The 12,665-nt window shown below is 44.1% G+C and carries 11 protein-coding genes; 9 read left to right on the top strand and 2 right to left on the bottom strand.

The annotated features are described in order from the left end of the window. Positions 1 to 7 precede the first annotated feature (7 nt). Both hutH and ACED46_RS06560 read left to right on the top strand, forming a co-directional pair. Positions 8 to 1,540: a histidine ammonia-lyase gene (gene hutH / locus ACED46_RS06565; protein WP_371721120.1), complete on the top strand. Its 1,533-nt coding sequence runs from the start codon at positions 8 to 10 to the stop codon at positions 1,538 to 1,540. A gap of 211 nt (positions 1,541 to 1,751) precedes the next feature. Further along, the gene (locus ACED46_RS06560; protein ID WP_017067089.1) at positions 1,752 to 2,477 is read left to right on the top strand and encodes a DUF3581 domain-containing protein; all 726 of its coding nucleotides are present in this window, start codon (positions 1,752 to 1,754) and stop codon (positions 2,475 to 2,477) included. Positions 2,478 to 2,568: 91 nt separating this feature from the next. Here the strand turns inward: ACED46_RS06560 and ACED46_RS06555 are convergent, their stop codons facing one another. Together ACED46_RS06555 and ACED46_RS06550 are read right to left on the bottom strand one after the other, a co-directional pair. Beyond that, positions 2,569 to 3,030, bottom strand: a complete 462-nt coding sequence (locus tag ACED46_RS06555) for an isoprenylcysteine carboxylmethyltransferase family protein (RefSeq protein ID WP_371721119.1) — start codon at positions 3,028 to 3,030, stop codon at positions 2,569 to 2,571. 66 nt (positions 3,031 to 3,096) lie between these two features. Next, entirely contained in the window at positions 3,097 to 6,132 is a 3,036-nt protein-coding gene (locus tag ACED46_RS06550; protein WP_371721118.1) for an FAD-binding and (Fe-S)-binding domain-containing protein, read from the bottom strand. 222 nt (positions 6,133 to 6,354) lie between these two features. Here ACED46_RS06550 and ACED46_RS06545 point away from each other — a divergent pair, with 222 nt between their 5' ends. The 7 genes from ACED46_RS06545 (at position 6,355) to ACED46_RS06515 (ending at position 12,502) form a co-directional block, all read left to right on the top strand. Next, positions 6,355 to 7,038: a DUF3334 family protein gene (locus ACED46_RS06545; RefSeq protein WP_371721117.1), complete on the top strand. Its 684-nt coding sequence runs from the start codon at positions 6,355 to 6,357 to the stop codon at positions 7,036 to 7,038. A gap of 209 nt (positions 7,039 to 7,247) precedes the next feature. Then, positions 7,248 to 7,937 (top strand): DUF2786 domain-containing protein, encoded by a 690-nt coding sequence (locus tag ACED46_RS06540; protein ID WP_017059769.1) that lies wholly within the window; start codon positions 7,248 to 7,250, stop codon positions 7,935 to 7,937. A 99-nt stretch (positions 7,938 to 8,036) separates the two neighbouring features. Then, positions 8,037 to 8,717: an OmpA family protein gene (locus ACED46_RS06535; RefSeq protein ID WP_371721133.1), complete on the top strand. Its 681-nt coding sequence runs from the start codon at positions 8,037 to 8,039 to the stop codon at positions 8,715 to 8,717. Positions 8,718 to 8,874: 157 nt separating this feature from the next. Continuing rightward, positions 8,875 to 9,966 carry a hypothetical protein gene (locus ACED46_RS06530; protein ID WP_371721116.1) on the top strand — a complete coding sequence of 364 codons (1,092 nt, stop codon included), beginning with the start codon at positions 8,875 to 8,877 and terminating at the stop codon, positions 9,964 to 9,966. Positions 9,967 to 10,131: 165 nt separating this feature from the next. Then, the gene (locus tag ACED46_RS06525) at positions 10,132 to 10,320 is read left to right on the top strand and encodes a hypothetical protein (protein WP_017059767.1); all 189 of its coding nucleotides are present in this window, start codon (positions 10,132 to 10,134) and stop codon (positions 10,318 to 10,320) included. A gap of 343 nt (positions 10,321 to 10,663) precedes the next feature. Continuing rightward, positions 10,664 to 11,071: a SulA-like leucine-rich domain-containing protein gene (locus ACED46_RS06520; protein WP_371721115.1), complete on the top strand. Its 408-nt coding sequence runs from the start codon at positions 10,664 to 10,666 to the stop codon at positions 11,069 to 11,071. 327 nt (positions 11,072 to 11,398) lie between these two features. Next, positions 11,399 to 12,502 carry a phosphoribosylaminoimidazolesuccinocarboxamide synthase gene (locus tag ACED46_RS06515; protein WP_017055177.1) on the top strand — a complete coding sequence of 368 codons (1,104 nt, stop codon included), beginning with the start codon at positions 11,399 to 11,401 and terminating at the stop codon, positions 12,500 to 12,502. Positions 12,503 to 12,665: the final 163 nt, after the last annotated feature.

Raw genomic sequence — 12,665 nt, 5'->3', positions numbered from 1 at the left:
AGAGAACATGTTGAACTTATTACTTAAGCCAGGACTTCTTGGCCTATCTGAACTTCGAAAAATCAGCCGTAGCCCTGTGAACTTATCACTCGATCCAGCAGCGATTCCTGATATTGAAGCGAGCATGCACGTTGTAGAACAAGTGATTGCTGAAGATCGCACTGTGTATGGCATCAATACGGGTTTTGGCTTATTGGCAAATACCAAAATTGCGCCTGAAGATTTAGAAGTACTACAGAAAAGTATCGTGCTTTCTCACGCGGCCGGCATTGGTAAATTCATGTCTGATGAAACCGTGCGCTTGATGATGGTGTTAAAGATTAACAGCTTGTCTCGTGGTTACTCGGGTATCCGACTCAAGGTCATCAATGCTCTTATCGATCTTGTGAACGCACAGGTTTATCCGTGTGTTCCACAAAAAGGATCTGTGGGTGCTTCAGGAGATCTTGCTCCCCTCGCCCACATGAGTACGGTACTTCTAGGTGAAGGCCAAGCACGCCACAACGGCAAGATCATCACTGGCTTAGAAGCAATGCAGATCGCAGGTCTTGAACCAATCACACTTGCGCCGAAAGAAGGCTTAGCGCTGTTAAACGGCACACAAGCATCGACTGCCTTTGCATTAGAAGGTCTGTTCGCAGCGGAAGACTTGTTTGCGTCTGCAACCGTATGTGGTGCAATGTCTGTAGAAGCAGCGCTGGGTAGTCGTCGTCCGTTTGACCCTCGAATTCATCGCGTTCGTGGTCATCGTGGTCAAATGGATGCCGCGCTTGCTTATCGCCATATGCTTGATCAAAAGAGTGAGATTGGTGAATCACACACTTGCTGTGAAAAGGTTCAAGACCCTTACTCGTTGCGCTGTCAGCCTCAAGTGATGGGTGCCTGTTTACAGCAAATTCGTAATTCAGCAGAAACGTTAAACGTTGAAGCGAACTCGGTATCGGATAACCCACTGGTATTTGCTGAAGACGGCGACATTATTTCAGGTGGTAACTTCCACGCAGAACCTGTGGCAATGGCAGCGGATAACCTAGCACTTGCGATTGCAGAAATTGGTAGCCTTTCTGAACGAAGAATGGCACTGCTGATTGATAGCGCACTAAGCAAACTTCCACCTTTCTTAGTCGATAACGGCGGCGTTAACTCAGGCTTTATGATTGCTCAAGTAACGTCTGCTGCTCTGGCAAGCGAGAATAAAACACTGGCACACCCAGCTTCAGTAGACAGCCTTCCAACATCGGCAAACCAAGAAGATCATGTATCTATGGCAACCTTTGCGGGTCGTCGACTGCGTGACATGGCAGAAAACACCCGTGGCATCTTGGCTGTTGAATACTTAGCAGCAGCACAAGGCTTGGATTTTAGAGCACCAAATCTCTCTTCTCCTCGAGTAGAAGAAGCAAAACAGATACTGCGCGAGAAAGTCAGCTTCTACGACAAAGACCGTTACTTCTCACCTGATATCGAGCAAGCAAATCTACTGCTCAAATTATCAGTGCATAACCATCTAATGCCAGAAGGCCTACTGTGTAGCTTCTAAGGTTTGGCGAAATAGCACGTCATATAAACAGGGGCTATTGATTAGCCCTTGTTGCATTGAATCCAAGCCCCTATTCCCCTCAAAATCGTCACATACCATCCAACGTATTTATCTAATCGACTGATATATAAGCAAAGTTAACTGGATAGACCATTAGAACGAAGTTAGTTAGCTATAATCCACCCCAGATTTGATGACTAATAGCGATACTATGTTTCTGACACCTTACTTTTCTACTGAAGACAATCAATTTCAATTCACTCGTGAACAAGCAAGCCACTTTGCTAAAAAAGTAGCTGGCGATTTCAACCCGATTCACGATGAAGACAACAAGCGCTTCTGTGTACCTGGCGATCTTTTATTTGCAGTACTTCTGCAAAAAGAAGGCATCAGCCAAAAAATGCGTTTTGATTTTTCAGGTATGGTTGGTAACGGTATTGCGTTAAGCGTTGACAACAAGTGTGAAAAAGAGAGCTCACTTATCGATGCAAATGGTAAAGAGTACCTACACATGTCTTGTGAAGGTGAGAAGAGCCATGATCAAGCATTCATCGAGCACGTAGTAACAAACTACGTTAAGTTCTCTGGCATGAACTTCCCACACATCATGGTTCCTCTTATGGAAGAACAACAAATGATGATCAACTGCCAACGTCCTCTAGTGATTTACGAGAGCATGGAAGTTGAATTTACTCGCCTAGACCTGTCTCACCCAGAAGTTGAATTCTCTGGCGCGACTTTTGATGTTGAAGGAAAACGTGGCATCGTGACGCTGAACTTCGATTTCAAAGAAGACGGCGAAGTAGTAGGTAAAGGCGTGAAGCGTATGGTAGCAAGTGGCCTTAAGCCATACGACCAAGCTTCTGTAGACGACCTAGTAAACCGCTTCAACGAACGCAAAGAGATGTTTCTAGCTCAGTTCACAGCCGCTGCTTAATCAGCTCTAGAACAAGATCAATAAAGCCCAGCTTGATAATCTCAAGCTGGGCTTTTTTATTTCGATTACTAAGCCAGCACTCAAATCATCACTAAATCCAGCGTCTAACCTTTTGTTTGTAATCAACATATTCTGCGTCGAATAATTGTTCTAGTGCTCGCTCTTCGGGTTTGATTTGGAAGTAATTCATGTAGATTACGAAGCCAAAGCTAAGTAGTACACTGAAGATATTCTGGAAGAAGTAGCCAAAGCAAAATAGCAGGATGAACAACCCTAAGTACATTGGGTTTCGCGTGTAGCCAAAAATTCCACTGTCCACGACGGCTGAAGCGGTTTCTACTTTGATCGGGTTAACGGTGGTTTTCTGTTTTCGAAATTCCAATATGCCGGATATTCCGATCACACCACTCAATGTGACTCCGATTCCTAACACAATCATTCCATAAGGCAATGCCAGTGTCCCTTGGCTCAACTGTTGAGCGCAGAAGTATGATGCTACGAATACAATAATGAACAGTGCAACTGGTGGTACTTTTAATTCTAGAAATTTCATACTTTTCCTTATTAACATTCCTTTGTTAGTTTAGAAAAAAGCCCAGCAATTGCTGGGCTAAATGTATTAGAGAATTTTTGCTAGCGCCTGTAACGGGTGAGCAAGCTTCTCACCTTCAAAACGCTTCACTTGGCTGCGGCAAGAATAGCCCGTCACCAAGCAACGATCTTTTGGTAAGTCCTGCATTTGAGGCTTCCAGCTTAAACCATATATGTCTTTCGACATTTGTAGCTTATCGACTTCGTGGCCGAAAGTTCCCGCCATACCACAACAGCCGACAGGAACGCTGGTTAACGCAGCACCAAAGTGTTTAAAGATAGCGCCCCACTCTTTTTCCGCATTTGGCATCTTGGTCTTCTCTGTACAGTGAGCGAACAAGTACCACATCTCTTCACTTGCTGAGCGTGCTTCGAACTCACCTAGCGATGGCATTAACCATTCATGCACAGTAAGTACATCAAAGTCGCCGCGCTTGTCACCTAAGATCTCGACGTATTCATCGCGGTAACAAAGCACAAGAGCAGGATCAACACCGACCAAAGGAATTCCGATATCCGCCACCATCGACAAGAAATCCGAAGTCGATTTCGCCTCACGTGCAAAACGATTTAAGAAGCCCTTGATGTGCAACACTTTACCATTCGGTTTGAACGGCAGCAGTACCGGAGTTTTGCCAAGTTTTTGAGCCAGAGTGACGAAGTCTTCAATCACCTCGGCATCATAGAAGCTGGTAAACGGGTCTTGAACGATCAGCACATGCTGTTTCTTCTGTTCAGAAGACAAGCCTTCTAAATACTGTAAATCGAAGAGTTGCAGCTCTTTACTCGCTAGACGATTTTTGAGCGTAGGCACCGACATCAATGGTGCATCAACATAACCGACCGTTTTAGCTGTTGCCGTTTGGATCCACTTTTGACCCAATGCAGCGTTGACTACTTTTGGCGCTTTCGCCATCAGCGGCAGCATGGTTTCAATGTTGGCAACTAGATAATCTTTTGCAGGGCGCTGGTAACGCGAGTAGTAGATGTTCAAGAATCGAGAACGGAAACTTGGTACATCGACTTTGATCGGACATTGACTCGCACACGCTTTACACGCCAAACAACCGTTCATCGCCTCATGAACTTCATGCGAGAAATCGTACTCATGGCGTTTGTTCATCGTATTGCGAACACGCTCAATCATAGTCTTAACGGGTGTGTTGTCTTTCAACGCTTCTTGCTCAAGGTCGAGAATATCAACGCCTTGTTCAGTCAGTTGACGCAACCACTCTCTTACCAAGCCTGCGCGGCCTTTGGGTGAGTGACGTCGGTCAGCCGTAACTTTCATTGAAGGACACATTGGCGAGCTAGTATCGTAGTTGAAACACAAGCCGTTACCGTTACATTCCATTGCTTGCTTGAAGCTGTCACGAACTTGTACGTCGATCTGACGGTCGTAGAAACCACGCTTGGTATCAGTGACTTTCACCAATTCAGCGTCACTTTCTAAAGGCGTACAGATCTTGCCTGGGTTCATCTTGTTGTGCGGGTCGAATGCTGCTTTAATACGTCTTAATTCGGTAAACAGCTCTTCACCAAAGAAGTCTGGGCCATACTCAGAACGGAAACCTTTACCGTGCTCGCCCCACATTAAACCGCCGTATTTCGCCACCAGCTTAACCACTTCATCAGAGACTTCATGCATCAATGCTTCTTGCATCGGGTCACACAGATCCAATGCTGGACGAACGTGTAATACGCCCGCGTCAACGTGACCAAACATGCCGTAATTCAACTCTTTTGAATCGAGTAACACTCTAAATTCAGAGATGAAATCCGCGAGGTTTTCTGGTGGTACACAAGTATCTTCAGCAAAAGCGACTGGCTTAGCTCGGCCTTTCGCCGCACCTAACAGACCCACTGCTTTCTTACGCATGTTGTAGATTCGGCCAATGCTCGCCAAATCGCTACAAACTTGAAAACCAATCACGCCGGCTTCTTCGCTTTCAACCATGGTTTCAAGGCGTGCAGTCAGCGCTTGAACTTGCTGTTCAACTTCCGCTTCATCTTGGCCTGCAAACTCAACCATGTTGATGCCAAGCATCTCTTTGTTCGGAACATCAGTCAGCAAATCGCTCACGGTGTGCCAAACGATGTCTTGCTTCGCTAGGTTCAATACTCTTGAATCTACCGTTTCAACAGACAGTGCTTTCGCTTCCACCATGAACGGCGCATTACGCAGCGCAGAATCAAACGTGTTGTATTTCACGTTAACCAGTGTGCGCGCTTTTGGAATCTTGGTTAGGTTTAACTTTGCTTCCGTGATGAATGCTAAAGAACCTTCAGCGCCACATAGAACGCGAGTTAGGTCAAAGCTGTCATCTTGTTCGTTGATTGCATTCTTTAGGTCATAGCCTGTTAAGAAGCGATTCAGCGGAGGGAATTTATCTAAGATTTGAGCGCGTTTGTCTCGACAAACCGCCTCTGTCACCGCAAGTGCATGGTGAGCGAATTCACCCTCTACAGGTAAGCCGTGTGATAAATCAGATTCTAGACATGAACCATCTGCGAACACCGCTTGCAGCGACAATACATGGTCAGACGTTTTGCCGTACTTCAATGACCCTTGGCCCGAAGCATCGGTATTGATCATGCCACCCAAGGTTGCTCGGTTACTGGTTGATAGATCAGGAGAGAAAAAGTAACCATAAGGGCGAACAGCGTCGTTCAATTGATCTTTAACGACACCAGACTGAACTCTTACCCAGCCCTCTTTCTCGTTAATCTCAAGAACCTTATTCATGTATCGCGACAGGTCAACCACGACACCTTTTGTTAAAGATTGTCCGTTGGTTCCGGTACCGCCGCCACGAGGGGAAAAAGTCACGCGTTCGTAAGCGGATTTAGAAACCACTTTACCGATAAGCACAACGTCTTGCGTTGTTTTAGGAAGGATGACCGCCTGCGGCAATTGCTGATAGACACTATTATCAGTCGCCACAGCCAAACGGCTAGAATATTGAGATTCAATGTCGCCAGTAAAGCCCGCTGTTTTTAGTTCATCTAAAAAGCGTACGACAACTGGATCGACATCAGCATTGAGTTGAAGTCTTGGTAACATTTGCTTCCTGCCCCTACTTCGCTGATCCTATCAGCATTGGGTTATCTGAGATTTTTAATAATTTTCTTTGAATTTCGTCACTTTACTACTATTAAGATCATATAAAAAGGTGATCAAATCAGAATCTCAGTGCAAGAATGGAGAAATAGTCACTTTCGTCTTAATTCAGTAACAATATACTGAATAACATTTTGTTTAAGACATCTCCACGAGCACATCACAATGAAAAAAAACAAAAGAGTCACAACTGAAGATATCCTTCTTAAACTATGCCAATCAGTCTCAAGCGTACTGACTTCAGCGACGGCTTCTCAGGTGTCCTATTCAGCCATGGTTCAAAAGATCAACAAGACAAGCCTAAAGCCAGATTTTGGTTGCTTCGTTCTGTTTGACGGCGGCTTTTCTGGTCTCGTTGTTATTAATTTTACGTCCAAAGCAGCGCTAGAGATCTACACCAATTACATGCGCAATATGGGCATGCCTGAAAACGAGCTTGCTGTGCTTCATACTTCAGACGAAGTGGGTGATGTATTGGGTGAGTTGATGAACCAATTAGTTGGCGATTTCACCAATAAAATCCGCAAAGAGCTGCAAACCAACATCACACAAAACCAACCGAAAATGCTGGCTCTGAACAAGCAAGTTAACCTTTCTGTTGATACCAATCTCGACCGTCCACAAGCTCGTCGTGTGACCTTCTCTACCGCTAATAACAACATCTTCTACCTTGAGCTTGCGATGGATAAGACTGAGTTCATTCAATTAGAAGAATTTGAAATCGCAGAAGACGAATGTCCAGATAGCATTCTTGAGGCGACTCAGAAAAAAATGCAAGAAGCGAACAAGCCAGCTCAAAGCTCTGGCAATGATTCTGCGGCAGATCTACTCGATGAACTGGGTATCTAGTTTACGAATGCTCTAGACATATTGAAAAAACGTGTCACTAACGCCATCAATACGCTTGATGGCGTTTTTGTTTTTACCGCCAACTGGGCTCATGCAGTTCAATGTTCACCGCCTTCCTTGTTCATCAAACCAGTTTTGCCTTTCTGTTACCCGCGAAAACATGTAAAATGTTGGACTTTTAAAAATTTGCGGTACTGATTAAATTGTCGATGGATAAGAAAAAAGCCCTAAAGAAAATTGCCAAGTGTCTTGAGCTTGGAAATTCTGCGAACGTCAATGAAGCTGCCAATGCGATAAAAATGGCGCATAACTTGATGCTGAAATATGGTCTCGAAAAAGACGATATTGAATTTATCAAGATGGGGAAAACTCAGTCCAGTCACCTGTTACCTGCAAATATCAGTTCTACACTGCTGCGTGTTATTCGCGGTATCAACACCAAATTTGGCGTAGAAGCCGTATTGCTGAATCATAAAGGCCTCAAGCGTGTTGAGTTCATTGGTGAAGCCGACCGCGCGATCTTCGCAGCGTTCGCTTTCGATATCATTTATCGTGAACTGAATGAACACACCGGCCAATTCAGAAATAGCTTTGCTGGCTCTGGCACAGGGTCCTTAGAAGTGACACGCCGCGTGAACTCGTTTGTTTCAGGCTGGGTTGAAGGTGCGCTTGAAAAGCTACCAACCATTACTCCCGACGACGAATCAAACAACAAGATCAATAACTACATTGATAAAGAATTCAAAAATATCGACCGTGAAACGTTCAAGCAGCAACTGAGAGAAGCGATGAAAAACCTCACCGCCGATTATGAAGTTGGTTTGAAGAAAGGTCGTAAATTGTCTGTTAATCGACCAGTTGGCGGTACCCAGGCAGCTAAAAAGATAACTAAATCATAGAGCCACTTTACATTGCTTCGACGTATTGATAAAAACCATCAATAAGATTTACAGGACTATGTTTGTCACTCGGATTCATTCGTTTGACAGAAGTACATGATGGAGAAATACGTTAAAAAAATCACACTAGCCCTAGCGCTTACTGTCGCTCTAACGGGTTGTCAGGCAACTCAACGCCAAAACGCGACAACAGGCGAATCTGAGACTAACTCTGCAACTCAAGGCGCTCTAATTGGTGCAATCGCTGGTGCCGTTGCTGGTGCTGCTACTGGTGACGATTCTAAAGATCGCCGTAAACGTGCACTCATCGGTGCTGCTGGTGGCGCTGCCGTTGGTGGTGGTATCGGTTACTACTTCGACCAACAAGAAGCTGCACTTCGTGAAGAACTCATGAACTCTGGTGTTCAAGTTGAACGCGTTGGTGAGAACCAGCTTCTACTTCGCCTAGAAAACGGCATTGGTTTTGGTTCTGGCTCTTACGCTTTGGAGTCTAGTATTCACAACACACTACGTGGTGTTGCTCGTATCTTAGTTGAATACCCAGACACTAGCCTAGTGATCGACGGTCACACTGACAGCACTGGTAGCGAGTCGTCTAACCAAATCCTTTCTGAGCGTCGTGCTGAATCTGTTCGTGCATTCTTGATCTCTCAAGACGTTGCAGCAGGTCGTGCCATTGCTCGTGGTAACGGTGAACGTTACCCTCTATGTGACAACAACACGTCTCAAGGTCGTGCTTGTAACCGTCGCGTAGAAATTCAAATCTTGCCGCTTAAGTAGCACGGTTAAAGCCCAGTTACCTTTATCTATTGAATTAACCACTATATAGTTGCTTGTCATTCGTATCGCTTATTTTAAGCGTTACGACTTAACACTCAGGCACATAGCGTATTCATCTTGATACATCGGAACTGGGCTTTTTTACGAGACTTATCTTTTGCTTATCCTATCCAACTTTCTGTCATCATCACTTCTTAGAGCTCTATTTCTAGCCCTCATCTTTTCCACGATACAGTTGTCTCCACATTTCGTTCACGCAGAAAGCAGTGATGAACTTTCGTTAGCTCCACAATCTCAAGAGTCACAACCTCAAGATCCAGTTTCTCAATACCAATTAGCTCAAGCTTATGAATCGGGTATCGACGTTCCTGTTAGCACTAGTGATGCATTGTATTGGTACACGCAGTCAGCAGAAAATGGCAACCCAAACGCGCAATTTAGACTGGGTGAATGGTACTTGGCAGGGACAGGTGTCGATCAAAGCAACAAGCTAGCTTTAGAATGGTTTATCAAATCAGCATTGCAAGGTAACAAACGCGCCTCAGTTGAGGTCGCAAAGATCTATGAGTCCTCACTTGAGAAAGATCTACTCCAACCATTAGATGCAGCGCAGTTATGGTATGAAGCAGCCTTAAAAGACAAGCCTGATGCAGAAGATGGTTACAATCGCGTTCTCGAAGCCCAATTCAACCAACAACGCGCCAAGCAGATCTCTTCGATTGAGCAGCTCAATGACAACGTCAGTGCAGAAGCCAATACGAATCAACCAAGTACCTTCCCTTCAGCACTAACTTCTAGAGACCAAGCAACACGTTCTAACCTAACAAACTCTGACTATATGATCGGCGCAGTACTGGCCGTTTTAATTGCAATAGTGAGTATCAGCGCAACTCTGGTTGTATCGCGAAAGCGACAGATTCTGAAGTCTGGTGAGTTAAATCAGCAACAACAGACACTTGAAGCGCAGCTTAGCGCGAAAGACTTCACCATTAAGCAGCAAAAACGCCAGCTGAACACTATGTTCCACGAATTGAAGAAGCAGAAAAACAGCAAAGGTCTGAGTAATTTGCAGGTGGCCTGCGCGCTATTTGGCTACACACCTAGCTCAATCCCCGACCAGAAAAGCATCAAGATCCGATACAAACAGCTATCAAAGATCTACCATCCAGATGGTCACGGATGTGACGAAGAAATGAAACGTTTGAACAATGCGCTAAAAACCATTTTACAAAATGTTACAAAACCGTAAACAAACACACATCTTCATTTTCCTAGATCTCAAAGATATCGATTTTATTGGTGTTGCAATCGATCCCCCTCTCAAAAATGGGTAACAAACTATTAACTAATGGGTCTTACTTGTGTCATAATTTGCGCCGAAAATACACCTGACTTAAACAGGTGAGGAGAGAATATGTTCACAATAGAAGGCGTTTGTGATTGGTGCAAAAAGCCAAGCCTAGTTAAAAAGCACGACTACCTAGATGGTAAGTGTCATCATGCATGTAACGAGTGCAATGATATTGCAACCATTGATGTTCGCCAGTTCAATATTGGTGAAATGGAAATGAGAGCAAAACTCTCCCAAGCGACATTGAGATAAGCAACACCGTGAAATATAAGAAAGCGCCTAAGGCGCTTTTTTTGTGCCTGTGGTTTTAGATCTTCTTTCTTCTTTCTTCTTTGTTCTCTCTTCTATACAGGTATATACAGTACTTTTCTGCAAAAACCAGTGTATACACCTGTATAAAGCTCACATTTATTCAACTTATGATACAAAACAGCAGATTCATTCAAATTTAATTTATCGAATACTTTCAATGATTTAATCATTTACCATCCATAACCTCAGACGAAATCGTCCAATAATCCCGCAAAAAACGCTTGATCTTATAAGCAACTAAAACTACTGTATACAAATACAGCATGTATATAAGGACAGCAAAATGATTCAAGCACACGTTAAAGCACAACACTCTAGCCCGCTAGTTCACTGCGCATTTACATCAGTTTCTCGTAAAAGCAAAAATTCAAACGAGGAAGCGTTGTTTTCAAGAATGGCGTTGCTGTCCAATCAACATCAGTGGTTACTGTTTACGGCTCAAACACCAAGACCATCGGCTAAGCAGCTTAAGCAACATAATGTTTGCTGCGACCGCGTTATTCATATGAAAGCCTCTCATCAAATGACTGAGGTAGAGACTGTCGAGAAAGCAATCCGCTCTAAGAATGCGAGCGCGATTGTTGCAAGTGCATCGATTGATCAGTTCAGCCAACAGTACCTAAGAACATTAGGGTTACGCTTTCAATGTGAAGTCTTCTTTATGGATGCAAATTCAGAGCGTATTCACTAAGCCACCTTGCTTAATAACATGTTGGCTTAATAACATTTTGGCTCAAAAACATGGTCCACAAACATAGCTTAATCTTTTAGCTAACAAACTTAATTTAACTTAAGAAACAATTCGCCAAAACACAGTCCAAACATACTGCCTTCCCCTGCCCTACAATTCGCCCATTTTTTAGCGGATTGTTAGGCGGGGGTTTTTATTTAAACAACAGATTTAGCAAACGTTTGCTTTTTCTCTGGAAGCAAATAGTAGATTGGGTATAATGCCCGTCTAATCATGTGCACACCGCACTTCTCTGTATGACGTTTGATAAAAGATAGGAATGTCTAAATGAGCCTTGCTGATCAAGTTCTTGCCGTAAATGATGACCTACCAATCCGTACTGATAAACCTGTCCACAGTGGCAAGGTTCGTTCGGTCTACTGGTTAACTGAAGAAGATAGCCAACGACTAATTAAAGAGAAAGGCTACGATGTAGCACCCGATGCGCCTCTAGCTATCATGGTGATCAGTGACCGTATATCTGCATTTGATTGTATCTGGCGTGGTGAAGGGAATCTTAAAGGTGTTCCAGGTAAGGGAGCGGCTCTGAATGCTATCTCTAACCACTGGTTCAAATTGTTTAAAGACAACGGACTTGCTGACAGTCATATTCTTGATATCCCTCACCCGTTCGTATGGATTGTACAAAAAGCTCGCCCAGTCATGATCGAAGCGATTTGTCGTCAATACATCACTGGTTCAATGTGGCGTGCATACGCAAACGGCGAACGTGAATTCTGTGGTATCGAGATGCCTGAAGGCCTTGAGAAAGACAAGAAGTTGCCTGAGCTACTGATCACGCCTTCAACAAAAGGGATTCTGAAAGGTATTCCTGGCGTTCCAGAAGCTGACGATGTGAACATCACACGCAACAACATCGAAGATAACTTCGCAGCATTCAACTTTACTCAAGCAAGCGACATCGCGCATTACGAAAAACTTCTTAAAGAAGGCTTCAACGTAATCAGCCAAGCGCTAGCAAAAGTAGACCAAACCTTTGTTGATACCAAATTTGAGTTTGGCTACGTCAACGATGCTCAAGGCAAAGAAAAGCTTATCTACATGGACGAAGTCGGTACTCCAGATTCATCTCGCATTTGGGATACTCAGGAATATAACAACGGCAACATCGTTGAGAATTCAAAAGAAGGCTTCCGTCAGTTCTTGCTTAACTACTTCCCTGATGCCGACATTCTTTTGAATAAAGAGCGTATGCCAGAACGTGAAGCATTGGCTCGTGACAATGAACTTCCACTGGATTCTCTAATGTCTCTGTCTCGCACTTACCTTGATATCGCAGCGAAAATCACAGGTGCGGAGATCGTACTGAGCGAAAATCCTAAGCAAGAGATCATCGATGTACTGCGCGCTGACTATGGTCTAATCGACTAGTCGCTTAATTGCTAATTGCTTAATCGCTTAATCTCAAAATAAAAAGCTCGAAAGCTAATAAGCTCGTAGACTCAAGTTTTAGATACTAAAAGGGCCTCAATATTTGAGTAATGCCGATCGTTTAAGAAGACTTGAACGATCCTGCAGTTAGCAGATAATCCCC

Source organism: Vibrio sp. 1S139 (assembly GCF_041439475.1).
GTDB lineage: Bacteria > Pseudomonadota > Gammaproteobacteria > Enterobacterales > Vibrionaceae > Vibrio > Vibrio crassostreae_C.
Note: the sequence above shows the minus strand (reverse complement) of the source record. Positions and strands in the feature narration are given on the sequence as shown.